We start from the raw sequence: 16,205 nt of genomic DNA on the forward strand, positions 1-16,205 counted from the left end.
GTTTATGTTAGGGACAGGCGCAAGTCAAAAAGTTCTGAGAAGAAGTAATGTCAAATCTAGATGTGATTCTGATGTTAGGAGTAGTTAATCTGAAGCGTGAAGACACCGAAAACTGTGATAAAGTTCCCTTATCTCAGGATTGAAGAGTTGAAGTAGTTTTGCATTGTGCTAACAACTCTGGGAAGAGTAAGCTCGATCGCCGTCTATGGGTCTAGTTCAGCCCCGCTCCCGGAGAGGCCTTGTTGGATGATTCTCACTCTGAAGTTGCCACGGTTGCCCTCTACTGAGCGGTTATAATCCTTGATTGGTGAGGCGATCGCCTACCTTTGTCTGTGCCAGCAAATAGAGATAGGGGAATGGAAAGAGATTGAGAGGTGAGAAATCTTTACTGCTTGACTGCGAAGCGACACTGTTCATCTATGTGATGCCAGTCACGAGAGCACAACAGAGGAATGTAACAAAATTTTGATTTTTGTCAGGTATCTTGCCCTTACCCTGCATAATCATAGCTATTGCTAATAGTTCTCATTAAACGCCGAATAAGTGAGAATGGCAATCCCTAGAGAGAACCTAAAGAGAACACTCATCAAACCTGTTATCGCCCACAAGTAAGGGAAGTGTGCACCTAAGAAGAGAGCACAATTGCAAATTGTACGCAAATCGCAGAAATGCTAAAGCACGGAGTCGTAGTATCTGCTCCAGATGTCTGCCCATAGTGCTGAATCATCAGGCCAGAGGTGGTTGTGATGAGGTATCGGCTGGGGGGAATTGGGGTCAGTTTCATGTTGGCTTCATGTCGGCATCGCGTTTGTCGCAGTGGTGAGCTGCAAGGCTTCTGAGCTGTAGGTGTCTCTAGATTTGGTGCATCAGCCCGTGCGCGATAGGTTCGCGATGGGTTTTGTTCGTCACTGAACTCTGTTCAATATTGATAAGGATTTAACGAATGGCCGTTGTTTCAATTTTTTGGCAGCCGGTATTTCGAGCGTTGGGGTGGTCTTCTGAGTCTGTTCAGTCATCGGGAGCACCGCTGTTAGAAGGAAATGCCCGGTTTATCGATGCTTCAGGCAAGTTGTTAGGGGCACATATTGCCCATGCTGGATTGATTCTCCTATGGGCAGGTGCAATGACCTTGTTTGAATTGTCCCGGTTTAATCCGACCCAGCCAATGTACGAGCAGAACTTAATTTTGTTACCTCATTTAGCTGCCTTGGGTTTTGGCATTGGAGCCAATGGACAAATTGTTGATACCTATCCCTATTACCTAATTGGCATGTTGCACCTAATTAGCTCCGCTGTTTTGGGTGCTGGTGGAATTTACCATGCTGTGCTAGGGCCTGCCATTTTAGATGAGAGAGGGTTTGGGTATGACTGGAAAGACGGTAGAAAGATGACCACAATTCTGGGCATTCATTTGGTAATTCTGGGCATTGGGGCATTACTGTTAGTGCTTAAAGCTGTTCGCTTTGGTGGGATATATCATCCTGTCGTGGAACAGGTGCGCATCATCCAGCCGAACCTAGATCCAGCTCGCATTTTTGGATACTTGTTCGGATTCAGTCCTAATGGCTGGACACTCACCGGCATGGCCAGTGTAAGCAACCTTGAGGATGTGATTGGTGGGCATGTATGGGTTGGCATTCTTTGCATTACTGGTGGCATTTTTCACATTGCATCTTCACCACTAGATTGGGCAAAAAGGAGATTAGTCTGGTCAGGGGAAGCCTACCTTTCCTATAGTCTGGCCGCTCTAGCACTGACGGGCTTTAGCGTAGCTTGCTTTGTTTCTGTTAATGACATCGCTTACCCTAGTATCTTCTATGGCGCTGTTGGTAGTTCACCAGTCCGGACTGTACTTGCTAGTGTTCACGCGGCTCTTGGTTTTCTGGCACTGGTGGGTCATCTTTGGCATGCCTATCGGGTTCGATCGTCTATGCAAGGGATTCAGTTAGCAACATTTTTCGACTTCATTGCTAAAGATGTGACCTCAACTTTGCCTGCGAGTTTACAACAGCAGTGAGGGAGTAGGTAGGGAGTGACTGTACTTAAAGAACGAGGAGAGAATTTACGATGGCAATGGCGACTCAAGCGATCGACCAAATTCCTTGGCGGGCAGGTAATGCTCGGTTGGTCAATCTATCAGGAATGCTGTTGGGTGCCCATGTGGCCCATGCTGGACTAATTGTGCTCTGGGCAGGAGCAATTACTCTATTTGAAGTGGCTAGCTTCCAGCCCGACCAACCTATGTATGAACAGGGGCTGATTGTGCTGCCAAACTTAGCAAGGTTGGGGCTTGGTATTGGCGATGGTGGTCAGGTTATTGATACCTATCCCTACTTTGTAGTTGGGGTTTTGCATTTGATTAGCTCTGCTTTTTTGGGAGCAGGTGGAATTTTCCACGCGCTGAAAGGTCCCAAAAAGCTAGAAGACTCATTTTCCTTTTTTGGCTACCGCTGGAACGATGCCAATAAAATGACCACCATTTTGGGTATTCATCTGACACTGTTAGGAGTTGGGGCACTCTTGCTAGTTGCAAAGGCAATGATCTTTGGTGGGCTGTATGACCCCCTGATGCAAAAAGTCCGGATAATTACCAGCCCAACCCTTGATCCCGGCACAATTTTTAGTTACCTGTTGGGTTTCAATGGTAAGTTCTGGTTGGCCAGTGTCGATAAGTTGGAAGACGTGATTGGTGGTCACATCTGGATAGGATTATTGTGCATCATTGGTGGTATCTGGCACATTCGTACAACTCCCTTTGGGTGGGCAAAGCGGCTGTTTGTCTGGTCTGGTGAAGCGTACTTGTCCTACAGCATTGGTGCAGTAAGCCTGATGGCATTTATTGCAACTCTATTTGTTTCTGTTAACTCTTTAGTGTTTCCCACAGAGTTCTATGGCCCAGAGCTTTCATTGGTCTTCGATCGGTTCCCTGTCTTTGCCAGTCCAGATGGTGCTCTAACAGCCAGAGTTTGGCTGGCAAACGCTCACTTTTGGCTGGGTTTCTTCTTCCTACAAGGGCATTTGTTTCATGCGCTACGGGCAGCAGGTTACAGCTTTATAGAAGGTCGCGTGATCGAATCTACTCGTGGGCAGGTGATCTAGTTATGGATACAACAGTGAATCAAATCTCAACGGGCACAGTGGAACTGGATTTTCCTGGCAGTAATCCCGAAACTCGCTATGTCAAAGATGCTATCAATCCCACATCTTGGTGGGCAGGTAACTTCCGGTTTGTTAACCTATCTGGGAAATTGTTAGGTGCTCATATTGCCCATGCTGGGCTGATTGTGTTGTGGGCGGGTGCAATGACGCTATTTGAGTTATCGCGTTTTGACCCGACTGTACCAATGTCACAGCAGGGATTAATTTTATTGCCTCACTTGGCAGCTTTAGGGTTTGGGGTGGGTCAGGGTGGTCAAATTGTAGATACCCAACCCTACTTTGCGATCGCAGTGGTTCACCTAGTCAGCTCAGCGTTTTTGGGAGCTGGTGGAATATACCATGCCGCTCTAGGGCCAGAAACCCTGGATGAGGATGGCTTTGGCTACAAATGGGAAGATGGGAACAAAATGACCACCATTCTAGGTATTCACCTGGTATTGCTGGGTATGGGGGCATTGTTATTCGTAGCAAAAGCTGTTTTCTGGGGTGGGTTATACGATCCGGTAGTTGAAATGGTGCGAGCAATTGACCACCCAACCTTGAATCCATTGACTATCTTCGGTTACTTGGCTGGGATTACGCCAGAAGGGTGGACGCTGCGAGGAATGGCCGCAGTTGATAGTCTGGAGGATGTAGTCGGAGGGCACATCTGGGTGGGTATTCTCTGCATTCTAGGTGGCATCTGGCATATTACTACTGCACCGAAACAATGGGCAAAAGGCTTATTTCTCTGGTCAGGAGAAGCTTACCTGTCCTACAGTCAGGGGGCGCTAGCATATATGGGGTTTCTGGCAGCTTATTTCGTTAGTGTCAATGATACGGTTTACCCCGGCGTGTTTTATGGACCAGTAGGAGTGCTAGTGGTGGATGGCGTAATTACACCTCGTGCTTGGTTGGCTTGGTTTCACATTCTATTTGCTAGCTTGCTGTTGTTAGGTCACTGGTGGCACGCCGGACGATCGCGCATGATTGCAGCCGGGTTCAACTTTAGCACCATGAAGTTCAATCCGAATGCACTCTTTGGCGATACTCAATTCAATAGTGAGCCTTTGTTTACAGGGATAGTGCAACCGTACAACAATGATTGTTGTCAAGGCAACTTAGCTACCCCTATCAACAACAGTGATTTTGTACTCAACTGGGTCAAAGCCTTACCCATTTATCGCCAAGGGCTTTCTCCAATTACTAGGGGATTGGAAATTGGCATGGCCCACGGCTATCTTTTGCTTGGGCCCTTTCTCAAGCTGGGACCATTGCGAGATACAAGTAGTGCCCTGTTGGCAGGCGCTATGTCCGCAGGCGGCCTAGTGCTAATTCTCACTGCTTGCCTTTCTATCTATGGTGCTGCTGTATGCCAGCGGAACAAAAAGCCAGTTGGCAGATTACCCAATAACCTACAAACCGTTCGTGATTGGGGCTTGTTTTCTTCTGGTTTTCTGATTGGCGGCTTAGGTGGCGTTATATTTGCTAGCTTCATTCTGCTAGAAATTCAGCGCTCAGGAATTGTGTAGTGAGCCGTGTTGTCAGGAAAAGTATGACGGGGCAGGAAGTTGCAGGTAAAACATCACCCTGACCAATCTTTTGTTGGATGATCACAGAGGGATGGAGCAATGGAGAATGACTGATTACTAATCTCTCGATGCTTCCGTCTCTCTGCTCCTTCCCATATTGGCTACACCATGTAGACAGAAGATGAGATAAGGACATGCTCAACAGCCTGACTCTAAGAGGCTTCTACAGCTAAAACTGCAAATTCAAAGTTCAAAACATTCTTATTGATTCAAGGAGGTTCTAAACATGTCACTTCCACTTTTAACCTATCCACTTTCTAGTCAAAACCAACGGGTTGAGGGCTATGAAATCTTTGGGGATGAGCAACCTAGAATCTATACAATCGATAATCTTCTTAGGGGAACAGAAGTTGATGAAATCATTTGGGCAGCTTATCGACAGGTCTTTAACGAACAACAAATTCTCCAGCATCATCGTCAAGTTAGTCTAGAGTCTCAACTACGATCACACCAAATTACTGTACAGAGATTCATTCATGGATTGCTTCTGTCCGACTCCTTTCGACGACTAAACTATGAATGCAATAGCAATTATCGCTTTGTAGAGATGTGCATTCAGCGGGTCTTGGGTCGTAACGTCTACGATAACCGGGAAAAGTTAGCATGGTCAACGGTGCTGGCAACAAAGGGAATTCAGGGATTTGTTGAGCAACTGTTAAGCAGTGAAGAGTATCAAACCCATTTTGGTGAGAATACAGTCCCCTATCAGCGGCGACGAATTTTACCGCAGCGATCACAAGGTGAACAACCCTTCGCCCGTGTACCCCGCTATGACCAGTACTATCGCAACCAACTGCAAGCCTTAAGCTGGGGGAAACTGTTTGGAAATGGGGTGAGCGATCGTAGTGCTGATGTTTACCGGAGAGTATTGTTTGCTGTCCCAACCCTTTCTCTTGCCGTACTGGTTGCTACGCTGATTTTTATAGCAGCCCCAAAGTAGACTCGTGTTGGTACCAAACTAGCAAATAAATATTCCATTGACCACCTGACTCCCAACTGTCTTCTTAGCTGCCTTGAAAATTAGGGTGAGTGCTCAGCAGGGTGTATATTACTATTGCTCTCACTCTAAATCCCTCTCTCAACTTGGGAGAAGAAAGAGTGGGGGAAAAGGGCCTGCATAGGTGACATGCTCTCGCTCAGCATTCTGGTTCAGCAGTAAGGTGTAGTTCTAGAAACAGGAGTTGCTATCATCAGTTCAGCTAGATAACTGAGGTAGCCTGACGTTGAAAATTTTTCCTAATCCTTCTCGCCCTTCATGGCTACCTGACTTAGACCATCGGGTGTGGATCCTAGCGATCGGACGCTTACTGTCCCAAATGGGGAGCGGCTTTACGCTGTTCTACGCCTCTATTTTCTTTGTTAATCAGGTGGGCTTATCGGCGACGGCGGTGGGTGTTGGTCTGGGTAGCACAGCCGTGTCTGGCATCGTAGGACGGTTGTTAGCGGGCGTGATGATTGACTCTCCTCGCTGGGGGCGACGATGGACGTTGATATGGGCCTTGTTCGTGCTGGCGATCGCCGCAACTATCCTTGCCATCACTAATAACTTTCCTCTGTTTTTGGCGGGTAACTTGCTAATTGGGCTAGGAACTGGGCTGTATTGGCCTGCTAATGAAACCTCTGTTGCCGACCTCACGACCCCAGAACAGCGCAACGAAGGTTATGCACTGACGCGACTGGCGGATACAGTTGGGTTGGGTGTAGGAGTAATGTTGGGAGGGCTGTTGATTAGCACAACAGGTGCCTTTCGAGCACTATTTGTGATTGATGCTGTCTCGTTTCTGGTGTTTTTAGGGGTGGTCTATGTAGCAATCCCAGAAACTGCCGACTTTAGCCAGCGCCCGCCATCGATGTGGTCAGGATGGGTGATAGGGTTGCGCGATCGCGCCTTACTGCTATTCCTGTTAGTGAACATCCTATTCACCACTTACATTGTGCAAGTGCAGGCAACGTTGCCCCTCTACCTAAGTAATTTTGTGCAGGGATCTGCCTCTGGCAAGGGTTTCACCTCAGACACGATCAGTATCTTGTTTTCATGGCACATTTTCTTAGGGATGGTGTTCCAGTTTCCGATCGTCCGCTGGTTACGCCAATGGACTCGCCCTGGGATCTTGCTCGGTTCAGCCTGTCTGTGGAGCATGGGATTTGTATTGACGTGGGTCACAGGCGTAACCCCTCGATTAGCTTTACTGTCGGCTGTCATCACCCTAGCAGTGCTAGGCATGGCAATTGTTCTTTACACACCAGCCGCCTCTGCCTATGTAGTGGAACTAGCTCCTGATGGACTGCGGGGAGTTTACTTATCCCTGAACTCATTGTGTTGGGCAATAGGATTCTTAATTGGACCGCCATTAGGGGGCTTGGCCATGGATCAACCGAGTCCCTGGGCCGACTACTTTTGGTTAGCTCTTGCTACAACTACCATTCCAGTCATACTAGTACTGCATTGGCTCGATCGCACAACTTAGCCCTAGGCAGCGAAATGTAGCAAGCAGCGGTATAAACTAGACTAACCACCACCAAACACTTCAATATCTCGGAAGACACATACCGGAGAGCCATGGCCTACCCAAATACATTGATTGGGTTCGCCTTTGCCACATACCGGAGAGCCATACATTTGCCATGAAGCGCGATCGCCCACCATAATCAGACTCTGCCAAAACTGTGGAGTGGTTGCTCGATAGTTGGGGTTACGCAGAGTCCTTGTCATTCTGCCGTTTTCAATCAACTTCGCGTATTCACAGCCAAACTGAAACTTATGCCGCCGGTCATCAATTGACCAGGATCGATTGGTTTCCATGTATACGCCCCGCTCAATATTAGCTACCATGGCCTCAGTACTAAGGTTACCAGGCTCCAAGTTGAGATTAGCCATGCGATCAATAGGGGGACGATTCCACGACGAGGCTCGCTGACAGGCAACTCCTGGCAATCCACTCCGCTGTTGGCTCTCTAGCCCGCCTAGCCCTCGCAACAAAATTCCATCTTTGATCAAATATTCTCGTCGCGCGATCGTGCCTGTATCATCAAAGCCGTAGCTAGCAAGCTCTCCTGGCACTGTCGGGTCAAAGGTAATATTCATCAAGGGTGAACCATACACCAGAGAGCCAATATCACTAGCTTTTACAAAACTGCCGCCTGCATAGTTGCGCTCATCTCCAAGGATGCGATCAATCTCCAATGGATGCCCTACACTTTCGTGAATCTGCAACAACATTTGGTCAGGAGCTAGCATCAAGGTTGTGGTTTCCGTAGGACATTCCATAGCCGTCAGCAGTTCTACAGCTTGCTCACCAATTCTCTGCGCCCGTTCCCACAAATCTGCCTGCAAAAAACGCTCTATGCCACCTTGATAGCAGCGTGCTAACCAACCATTATCAGTGCGGCGCTGCACGATCGCGCCATCCTGGGCTGTAGCTCCATAGTCTGTCATCACCTTAAAGAAGTGCTGATAGGTATCAGAGCCATTGCTGCTTACCATCCAAGACTCTACATCTTCGGTAATGGCCATAGCGCTCGTCTGCACAATCTGATCAGATACCTTCATGGTCTGGCAAAGCTTAATCAGTACATCATTGATTTCCCCGACGGTAAGGGCATCCAACGGCTTAAGCACAGGTGACGTATAATGCCCAGTCACCGCTGGACGAGGAACTGCACGGTAGACTGACCATGCCGCGGCTGCGATCGCTTGTTGGTAAGCTTGCTGAGCTGCTATCTGCAAGCCTTCCAGCGTCAACACGTTAGTAGCTGCATAGCCTAGTTGTCCAGCCGCTAAGACCTCGACCATAGCACCTTGGGTCATTGCTTTGCTATTGCCAATCGGATTACCATCCCGCACTGATCGAGTACTAATCACTTCTTTGACAACACGCAGACTTAGCCAATCAGCAGGTAGTGAAATGTTACACAGGGCACTCTGCAATAACTCAGGAATCGAAAACTTGGGGATAGTAACGGACGATCGGGCAATAACAGGTTCAGCTAGCATGGTAGACGATTCAGGATAGAAGATTAACTGAAACTCAGCGTAATTAGATAGTTAACGTGATCAGGATAGGCTCCCTCTCCACTAGTCGGCCTAGTTTCTTGGAACAGATATAACTTAATGTCTACAATAGGCCCCATAGGTCACACTTTTCAAGCCAGGAGCGCAGACTCACTATATTGGTATCAACAGTAACCAGAGTATCATGAATCGATGACTTCCTGACTCAATCGGTTGAAAACGCTCGCCCCTCCCTTAGTCTGTCCGTAGATAGAGCCTTGCAGTCAATCCCATATGCCAAGGAGTTTGGGGCTGGTAAGCATCCGAGCCACTGTTGCCAGCTAACCCATCTTCCCTCAGTTGCCAATAGGGACGTGTCAACAGTAACTTAACACATCATTGAGCTTACTGCTTTACTAGGCAATTAGCCTGTTGCAGGTGAGTAATTGTCTGATTACCGGTGCAAAATAACACAGTGGTCAGCTCCGCCAGCAAAATATTGATGTACTCATCCAGAGCCAGTTCAGACTCTGAGGCGGCTTGGAGAAACGGAAGTGCCATCCCAGCTAAGTTTGCCCCCAGAGCAAGAGCCTTAGCAGCATCAAGTCCATTTCGTAATCCTCCAGAAGCAATCAATGGCAAGGTTTTCTGACGGTCTCGAATCGCTACAATACAATCAGCCGTTGGAATTCCCCATTCTGCAAAGGTTTTGCCTAACTGCCGTTGGCGAGCATCTTGGGCGCGGGCACTTTCAACTTTTGCCCACGATGTTCCTCCAGCACCGGCTACATCGATCGCCGCCACACCAGCTTGTACCAATTTCTCTGCCATTAGTGCCGAAATCCCATTCCCTACTTCTTTGGCAATTACAGGGACAGGTAATTGCTCACACAAACTAGCAATCTTTGCTAGCAACCCATGGAAGTTTGTATCACCACGAGTTTGAATAGACTCCTGTAACGGATTGAGGTGCAATACCAGGGCATCTGCCTGCAACCAGTCCACTACCTTACGACACTGCTCAAGCCCGTAGCTATAGTTCAGTTGCACAGCACCCAAATTAGCAAACAACATGATGTCTGGGGCAACACTGCGCACAGCAAACGTATCTACTACATCTGGGTTTTCTACAGCGACCCGTTGAGATCCTACCCCCATGGCGAGGCCATAGCGTTGTGCCGCGATCGCTAGTCGATGGTTAATAAGCTTGGCCTGTTCTGTGCCACCCGTCATGCAGGAAATCAATAGCGGTGCCTGCAAGGTTCTGTTCAGAAAAGTTATGGACAAGTCAATATCGCTGTAATTGATCTCTGGGAGGCAACAATGCTCAAACCGGTAGCGCTCTAGCCCAGTGGTGATGCTACGACACTGCACATCGTCTTCCAGACAAACCCGCAAGTGATCTGCTTTACGTTGCTGGGTGACCAAACCAGCAAGAGGCTGCTCATTGCTGCCTATTTCAGACACTACCGTGGTACTAAGACTCGTGGGATGTTCAGCCATTTTGCCATCCAATGTTTAACTGTTGGGACGAGTAATCAACTCAACCGCATCCCGATTATCCACCTCCTGAATATAAACCTTAACCTGCTCTTCTCGCGAAGTTGGCAGTCGCTTCCCAACAAAGTCTGGATGAATAGGCAATTCTCGATGTCCACGATCAATTAGCACGGCTAGACGCACAATATCTGGTCTGCCATAGTCGTTCACAGCGCTAAGGGCAGCCCGAATTGTGCGCCCTTTGTAGATAACATCATCTACAAGCACCACAACTTTGCCAGACAGATTTACTGGAATATCGGTTTTCGCTGGGGTGCGTAGACGATTCTGGGCCAGATCATCTCGGTAAAAGGTAATGTCGATCGCCCCAACAGGCACGCTCAACCCCTCTAGCACCTCAATTTGCCGAGCTATGGTCTGCGCCAAAGGCACCCCCCGCGTATAAATCCCCAATAAGACCAGCTTAGAGAGGTCATTAACCCGTTCCACAATCTCAGATGCCAGTCGGTTGAGGGTACGACGCAAGTCTTGGGCAGATAAGATTTCTACAACCTGAGATGGCATAGCTCTAGAGATCTTGGTGATAGCATAAACCTCTAGCCTAGTCTAGAGCTGTCACGACTGGCAGGAAGAGGCAAACAGAGATCAGTCCCCTAAGAAGACCGCCGCCTACGATGTTTTCGCCTTTTGGGAATTGCACCTACCGGGAAACCAGCCACAGGAATAACCTGATACTGACGTTCCTCCTCTAAGCGCTTTAGTTCCCTATAGTCAACCCAGTGAATGCAATCCACAGGGCAGGTGTCGATCGCCTCTTGAATCACATGCTCAGCGTCACCATCTTGACGAATCACCCGCGATCGTCCATAGTCCGGCTCAATGTAAAAGGTATTACGGGCAACATGAGCACAGTGCTTACAGCCGATACAGGTAACTTCATCAACATAAACACCACGCTGACGAACTATACCCCCTAGTTCCGGTTCCAGTCCAGAGCGATCGCTACTGCCCTGCAATTCTGAGCTTAAAACTGGCTCCAGTCCAGATACCCGTGCCTCTTGCAGAGACATAGATGCATCTGCATGATCACCAGATAAATCAGCCATCAGGCACTCCAACGTTGAAGCACTAGACGCACAGAACCATCCTGTTGATTGGTTTGCTCAGCAATTTGAAAGCCCTGTTGAGCAGTTTCTGTGACAATTGTGTGATAAGCATATCGTTGAGTAACTTTACTCAAAAAGCGATCAACAGACCAAGCCTGTTGCCAGAACTGCAAATCGGCTACCAACTCATACTCAGAGCCAGTCCACCGAAACCCAATGTCATGCCCGTTTTGCTGTGGAATTGTTAGCTCAGCCTGACAGGTTTGACCCTGATAGCCACGTACAGTTCCTGAACTAGATGACCACTGAATACCAAGATCTGACAAGGCGGCTTGCAGACAGGTAAGGTCGCGGAGTTTAGTTTTAATTTGGCTAAAATGTGACATAGCTGTTTTACCGTAGTTGCAACAATTAGAACTTAATCAACACTGAAATCAAGGAGAGAAACCTTAGCTAAAACAAAGACTTACCAGCTCCCCACAGATTGCTGACTGTAGGTCTGTAGTGCTTGCTGCGTTGGAACTGTGTAGAACTCAGATGTCTGCTCTTTACTCAGAACTCGACCCAGCTTAGCTTCGATCGCCGCAGTAACTTCAACGCAAGATGAGCCGGCAATCCCAGTCACTAATTCTTGAACTCGTCCATCAGGGTGAATAACAAACTCAATGGTCTCTAGCTGCATATCAGAACTGCTTGGTACCAACAACTAACCGCTAACCGTTAATACTTAGTGATGTTAGAGAATTTCACCAAATATCTCTACAAAAATCAGCCTCTTGAAAGCTAACTTAACAAAACCACCAGTGACTACTGTCATCATTATTTGAATAGTTTCCCCCAACTTAAAACGTCCGTCAAGACTAAGTAGTTTAAACAATCGCAATATTCTAGATATTAAGCAGTGACACCACTAGACAGAGTTGACCAAAGTTCAGTATCATCTACGAGCTTAGTGATAGAGTCGAAATAGCAGGCTGCCTCTTCGCTAAGTGTCTCAGGTTCCTCTAGGTCTCTGCTCAATTACCCTACGTTGCAACCGCTATGTCAATCTGTTCTCACTCACTCCCCGTCCATATTGGCATCCTTGGTTTTGGTGGTCTAGGGCAAGCCGCTGCCCGGTTATTGTCGTCTAAACAGGAAATGCGCTGGGTTGCTGCTGCTGATCGCAAGGGATACGTTTACGATCCTCTGGGTTTGAACCCCAGTGTCTGTACGGCAGCTTATCAACAACAAGGGTCATTAGGCTATGTTGAAGCTGGTGGCCACCTGAGTATGGACAGTTTGCGTGAGGTTGTGAGCACCGCTCAGACGGTCAACGGATATTTTTTAGCATTGCCGAATTTACCTAACACCTTCATGGCATCGGTTGCTCAGATGTTTATCGAGTTGGGGTGGCAGGGAGTGTTGGTGGACGCTATCAAACGCACTAGCGCCGTGGAGCAGCTATTGGCCATGCGCTCGGATCTAGAAAATGCTGGGATTACCTACATGACAGGCTGTGGGGCAACTCCGGGTCTGCTAACCGCTGCTGCGGCGATCGCTGCCCAGAGCTATGCTGAAGTTCATCAGGTAACTATTACGTTTGGGGTAGGCATTGCAAACTGGGAGGCTTATCGAGCCACAATTCGAGAAGATATTGCCCACCTACCTGGCTACAGCGTGGATATTGCCCAGTCGATGACCGATGCTGACGTTGAAGCGCTATTAGAGCAAACTAATGGCCTATTGACGTTGGAGAATATGGAACATGCAGATGACATTATGTTGGAGCTAGCTGGCATCTGTAGCCGCGATCGCGTGTCCGTAGGTGGTGTTGTCGATACAAGAAATCCCAAAAAGCCTCTTAGCACAAACGTGAAGATTACTGGACGTACATTTGAGGGTAAAATCTCCACTCATACTTTTACTTTGGGTGATGAGACCAGCATGGCTGCTAATGTTTGCGGCCCAGCATTCGGTTACCTAAAAGCTGGGCTAGAACTACATGCCTATCGCCGTTACGGTGTATTTACTGCCGCTGAAGTGATGCCCAAGTTTGTGCGATGACATTTGCTTGGCTATTAGCTGCGGCAGCTATGACAAAGCTTCACCTGGAAACACATCGTCTTCAGTACCAGACATGGTTTCACCCAAATCATAATTAAAATCACCCCCAGCCGAGTAGCTATTTAGACTTAGCTCATCTAGGTCACTAGTATCACTCTTGTCTGTGTCACCAAGTGGTTGATGCACTACAAAGGGCAACCCTGCCCCTTGCAGCCCCCGTTGAATTCGCGCTGGTGTATCAGGAAAGATCACAAAGAGTGGGTAAATATCTCCTTGCCCTACCCCTTCTCCAAACATATGACGATGCTGGGGAGGCATGAGCCACTCATAGTCATAATCCATCAACAATTGAGTGTTTCGCCAACGACCCAGCAGATCAGAAAAATCCTCTTCGGGACGATAAATCAGAATGAAAATCTCTACGCCTGTCTTGATCTTCCAGTCTGGGTCACACATGAGCAAGACCAGATCGCAAGGAACACGCACTAGTTCACTTCTGCTCAGGGGAGCGACGGCTTGATCTGGCTGAACGGCTATAGGCTTCCGAATTTTTACGATCGGTAATGGAATCGATATCAGGCTTTTAGCGGGCCGCCTCATACTGGGAATGAACTCCAGGTAGGGGCGATACTGTTTCAAGAGCTTCAGCGTCTGCTTATGGTTACTATACCAAGACAGCAGTTCTTCGTAGTCAGATTGCTTTACAACCATAGAACAGAGAGGTAGTGATAAAGAAGTAATGATTCAAGAGGGATCCAAGGAAGCCAGCTCCCCTGTTGGGAACGCCCTGCACACCCCCATCTCCAGAAAATCATTACCTTTTTAGGACTATCAACAGAGAAGACATGCGATCGCCAGAGTATGAACCACTAACCAATGCTTTCAAACACCTTGAACATCGGCAAATACATCGCTAGCAAAATAGAACCAACCATGCCCCCTAAAAACACAATCATAATCGGCTCCATAATACTAGTTAGAGCCTTAACGGCCTGTTCAACCTCATCTTCGTAGAAGTCAGCAACTTTCATCAGCATCTTATCGATTTCACCCGTTTCCTCCCCGATGCTAATCATCTGGATCGCCATAATCGGGAAAACCTTCTCGCGTTGAAGGGCAATACTAATCATGCCTCCAGTCTGAATTTCTTTGCGAGCCTCGTCGATAGCATTGGCCACTACTTGGTTGCCAGAAGTATCACGCACAATCTCCAGAGAAGTTAAAATTGGCACTCCAGAACGGGTCAGTGCTCCAAAGGTGCGGCAAAAGCGAGCTGTTGCCGACTTCTGAACCAGATCACCAAACAGAGGCAATTTAAGGGCTAGTCCATCAATCTGTACACGTCCGGGTGGTGTTTTGTAATAGGCATCAAATGCAAACTTTGCTAATGCCAGCGCACCAAGGAGCATGAACATCTTAGGTGGACTCCGCAGGAATTCGCTAATTGCCAGCATCGCCTGGGTAAATGCTGGCAGTTCAGTGCCCAACTCCTTAAAAATTGCTGCAAAGGTTGGAATTAGAAACACAGTCATGCCAACAAAAATCAGTAGAGCCAGAACTGTCACCACAGTTGGGTATGACATGGCTGATTTAATCTGATTCTGTAAACGAGCTGTATCTTCCAACAGCTTTGCTAATCGACTTAATACCTCATCTAGCACACCACCAACCTCGCCAGCCTGAACCATACTGACGTAAAGATTGTCAAAACAGGCGGGGTGCTTCCGCATAGCCTCAGAAAGATTAACCCCTTGCTGAACATCACTACTAATTTCCGTCAAAGCAAGCTTTAGTTTGGGGTTAACGCACTGTTCAGCAAGCACGCCTAAACCTCTAACCATCGCTACGCCAGCGTTGACCAGAGCAGCAAACTGTCGAGAGAAGACAGCTTTGTCCTTAACGGTTACGCTAGAGAGTGATGCTTCAATTTGCTTAATACTCAAGTCTTTGAGGCTAAAGCTTTTGGCCTGTTTGATTTCTTGGACAACAAAGCCCTTATCTCGCAGGATGGTACGTGCTTCTGCTAAGGACTCAGCAGGTACCCGCTGCTTACGAACCGCCCCTCTCGAATCACGAACACTAGCGACAAATGTTGGCATGACTACCTCCAAGAAATCATTAGCTGGGATGAGAATAAGCTAGCAAACCATTGGCTGCGACTACCGCATTCCCTTGGCAGCAACCGGGGAACCACCAATTAACCGTTGTAACTCGTCTGGTCTAGATGTTTTAGAAACAGCCGCTTCAAACGATATAATGCCCTGCTTGTAGTAATCAGCCAGCACCTTCTCTAGGGTTTGCATACCCAAGCTACCACCAGTCTGAATAGCAGAGTAAATTTGAGCTGTCTTGCCTTCCCGAATTAGGTTAGCAATTGCAGGTGTCACAATCATGATTTCCTGCGCTAGCTGTCGGCCAAATTCTCCTGGTTTCGGATTTTTCTTGGGTACTAGGGTTTGGCTAAAGACAGCAACCAGCGAGTTAGAGAGTTGGACTCTCACCTGAGTTTGACGATCGGCTGGGAACACGTCAATAATACGGTCAACTGTCTGAGCAGCAGAACTGGTGTGCAAGGTGCCGAATACTAAGTGTCCAGTTTCAGCCGCAGAAATTGCCAGAGAAATAGTTTCTAAGTCACGCATTTCACCCACAAGGATGATGTCAGGGTCTTCCCTTAAAGCCGCCCTCAGAGCATTGGCAAAACTCTTAGTATCTTCGTGCAGTTGCCGCTGGTGAATCAGACTCTTGATTGGCTCATACACAAACTCAATTGGATCCTCAATGGTTAGGATATGCTCAGAGCGAGTGCGATTGATTAAGTCAATAATGGCA

17 protein-coding genes are annotated in these 16,205 nt (G+C 47.9%); 6 read left to right on the forward strand and 11 right to left on the reverse strand.

The window, feature by feature from the left end:
• Window positions 1–291: 291 nt before the first annotated feature.
• Window positions 292–417 carry a hypothetical protein gene (locus NZ772_01870; protein ID MCS6812312.1) on the reverse strand — a complete coding sequence of 42 codons (126 nt, stop codon included), beginning with the start codon at window positions 415–417 and terminating at the stop codon, window positions 292–294.
• Window positions 418–943: 526 nt separating this feature from the next.
• On the opposite strand from NZ772_01870, the gene NZ772_01875 reads away from it, so the two are divergent.
• The 5 genes from NZ772_01875 to NZ772_01895 all read left to right on the forward strand — a co-directional run bounded on the left by NZ772_01875 (window position 944) and on the right by NZ772_01895 (window position 7,198).
• Complete coding sequence (locus NZ772_01875; protein MCS6812313.1) at window positions 944–2,017, forward strand: chlorophyll a/b binding light-harvesting protein; 1,074 nt, start codon at window positions 944–946, stop codon at window positions 2,015–2,017.
• 50 nt (window positions 2,018–2,067) lie between these two features.
• Complete coding sequence (locus NZ772_01880; GenBank protein MCS6812314.1) at window positions 2,068–3,099, forward strand: chlorophyll a/b binding light-harvesting protein; 1,032 nt, start codon at window positions 2,068–2,070, stop codon at window positions 3,097–3,099.
• 2 nt (window positions 3,100–3,101) lie between these two features.
• Window positions 3,102–4,670 carry a chlorophyll a/b binding light-harvesting protein gene (locus tag NZ772_01885; GenBank protein ID MCS6812315.1) on the forward strand — a complete coding sequence of 523 codons (1,569 nt, stop codon included), beginning with the start codon at window positions 3,102–3,104 and terminating at the stop codon, window positions 4,668–4,670.
• A gap of 286 nt (window positions 4,671–4,956) precedes the next feature.
• Entirely contained in the window at window positions 4,957–5,670 is a 714-nt protein-coding gene (locus NZ772_01890; protein MCS6812316.1) for a phycobilisome rod-core linker polypeptide, read from the forward strand.
• Window positions 5,671–5,953: 283 nt separating this feature from the next.
• On the forward strand, window positions 5,954–7,198 hold the full coding sequence (locus NZ772_01895) for an MFS transporter (protein MCS6812317.1): 1,245 nt from the start codon (window positions 5,954–5,956) through the stop codon (window positions 7,196–7,198).
• Between the two features lie 41 nt (window positions 7,199–7,239).
• Here the strand turns inward: NZ772_01895 and NZ772_01900 are convergent, their stop codons facing one another.
• From NZ772_01900 to NZ772_01930, 7 genes are all read right to left on the reverse strand, one after another.
• Window positions 7,240–8,724, reverse strand: a complete 1,485-nt coding sequence (locus tag NZ772_01900) for a TldD/PmbA family protein (GenBank protein ID MCS6812318.1) — start codon at window positions 8,722–8,724, stop codon at window positions 7,240–7,242.
• A gap of 252 nt (window positions 8,725–8,976) precedes the next feature.
• Window positions 8,977–9,102, reverse strand: coding sequence for a hypothetical protein (locus tag NZ772_01905; GenBank protein ID MCS6812319.1), 126 nt, complete (start codon window positions 9,100–9,102; stop codon window positions 8,977–8,979).
• 24 nt (window positions 9,103–9,126) lie between these two features.
• Window positions 9,127–10,224: a type 2 isopentenyl-diphosphate Delta-isomerase gene (fni, locus tag NZ772_01910; protein ID MCS6812320.1), complete on the reverse strand. Its 1,098-nt coding sequence runs from the start codon at window positions 10,222–10,224 to the stop codon at window positions 9,127–9,129.
• A 15-nt stretch (window positions 10,225–10,239) separates the two neighbouring features.
• Window positions 10,240–10,785, reverse strand: a complete 546-nt coding sequence (gene pyrR / locus NZ772_01915) for a bifunctional pyr operon transcriptional regulator/uracil phosphoribosyltransferase PyrR (protein ID MCS6812321.1) — start codon at window positions 10,783–10,785, stop codon at window positions 10,240–10,242.
• Window positions 10,786–10,874: 89 nt separating this feature from the next.
• Window positions 10,875–11,327 (reverse strand): ferredoxin, encoded by a 453-nt coding sequence (locus tag NZ772_01920; protein ID MCS6812322.1) that lies wholly within the window; start codon window positions 11,325–11,327, stop codon window positions 10,875–10,877.
• Complete coding sequence (locus tag NZ772_01925) at window positions 11,327–11,713, reverse strand: DUF1257 domain-containing protein (GenBank protein MCS6812323.1); 387 nt, start codon at window positions 11,711–11,713, stop codon at window positions 11,327–11,329. The genes NZ772_01920 and NZ772_01925 overlap by 1 nt, the downstream gene beginning before the upstream one ends.
• A gap of 80 nt (window positions 11,714–11,793) precedes the next feature.
• The gene (locus NZ772_01930) at window positions 11,794–12,009 is read right to left on the reverse strand and encodes a DUF2997 domain-containing protein (protein ID MCS6812324.1); all 216 of its coding nucleotides are present in this window, start codon (window positions 12,007–12,009) and stop codon (window positions 11,794–11,796) included.
• Between the two features lie 359 nt (window positions 12,010–12,368).
• Here NZ772_01930 and NZ772_01935 point away from each other — a divergent pair, with 359 nt between their 5' ends.
• Complete coding sequence (locus NZ772_01935; GenBank protein MCS6812325.1) at window positions 12,369–13,373, forward strand: saccharopine dehydrogenase-like oxidoreductase; 1,005 nt, start codon at window positions 12,369–12,371, stop codon at window positions 13,371–13,373.
• Between the two features lie 27 nt (window positions 13,374–13,400).
• On the opposite strand, the gene NZ772_01940 is transcribed toward NZ772_01935, so the two are convergent.
• From NZ772_01940 to NZ772_01950, 3 genes are all read right to left on the reverse strand, one after another.
• The gene (locus tag NZ772_01940) at window positions 13,401–14,084 is read right to left on the reverse strand and encodes a hypothetical protein (protein MCS6812326.1); all 684 of its coding nucleotides are present in this window, start codon (window positions 14,082–14,084) and stop codon (window positions 13,401–13,403) included.
• 158 nt (window positions 14,085–14,242) lie between these two features.
• Entirely contained in the window at window positions 14,243–15,472 is a 1,230-nt protein-coding gene (locus tag NZ772_01945; protein MCS6812327.1) for a type II secretion system F family protein, read from the reverse strand.
• Between the two features lie 60 nt (window positions 15,473–15,532).
• A partial coding sequence (locus tag NZ772_01950; GenBank protein MCS6812328.1) for an ATPase, T2SS/T4P/T4SS family occupies window positions 15,533–16,205 on the reverse strand: 673 nt, incomplete at its 5' end.

The organism is Cyanobacteriota bacterium (assembly GCA_025054735.1).
Taxonomy (GTDB): Bacteria; Cyanobacteriota; Cyanobacteriia; order SKYG9; family SKYG9; genus SKYG9.

Excerpts from the sequence above, each read along its gene's own strand:
- NZ772_01925 (MCS6812323.1), bottom strand. The coding sequence starts at position 11,713 with ATGTCACATTTTAGCCAAATTAAAACTAAACTCCGCGACCTTACCTGT.
- NZ772_01945 (MCS6812327.1), bottom strand. The coding sequence starts at position 15,472 with ATGCCAACATTTGTCGCTAGTGTTCGTGATTCGAGAGGGGCGGTTCGT.
- NZ772_01890 (MCS6812316.1), top strand. The coding sequence starts at position 4,957 with ATGTCACTTCCACTTTTAACCTATCCACTTTCTAGTCAAAACCAACGG.
- NZ772_01880 (MCS6812314.1), top strand. The coding sequence starts at position 2,068 with ATGGCAATGGCGACTCAAGCGATCGACCAAATTCCTTGGCGGGCAGGT.
- pyrR (MCS6812321.1), bottom strand. The coding sequence starts at position 10,785 with ATGCCATCTCAGGTTGTAGAAATCTTATCTGCCCAAGACTTGCGTCGT.
- NZ772_01900 (MCS6812318.1), bottom strand. The coding sequence starts at position 8,724 with ATGCTAGCTGAACCTGTTATTGCCCGATCGTCCGTTACTATCCCCAAG.
- NZ772_01875 (MCS6812313.1), top strand. The coding sequence starts at position 944 with ATGGCCGTTGTTTCAATTTTTTGGCAGCCGGTATTTCGAGCGTTGGGG.
- NZ772_01870 (MCS6812312.1), bottom strand. The coding sequence starts at position 417 with ATGAACAGTGTCGCTTCGCAGTCAAGCAGTAAAGATTTCTCACCTCTC.
- NZ772_01935 (MCS6812325.1), top strand. The coding sequence starts at position 12,369 with ATGTCAATCTGTTCTCACTCACTCCCCGTCCATATTGGCATCCTTGGT.
- NZ772_01885 (MCS6812315.1), top strand. The coding sequence starts at position 3,102 with ATGGATACAACAGTGAATCAAATCTCAACGGGCACAGTGGAACTGGAT.
- NZ772_01920 (MCS6812322.1), bottom strand. The coding sequence starts at position 11,327 with ATGGCTGATTTATCTGGTGATCATGCAGATGCATCTATGTCTCTGCAA.
- fni (MCS6812320.1), bottom strand. The coding sequence starts at position 10,224 with ATGGCTGAACATCCCACGAGTCTTAGTACCACGGTAGTGTCTGAAATA.
- NZ772_01940 (MCS6812326.1), bottom strand. The coding sequence starts at position 14,084 with ATGGTTGTAAAGCAATCTGACTACGAAGAACTGCTGTCTTGGTATAGT.
- NZ772_01930 (MCS6812324.1), bottom strand. The coding sequence starts at position 12,009 with ATGCAGCTAGAGACCATTGAGTTTGTTATTCACCCTGATGGACGAGTT.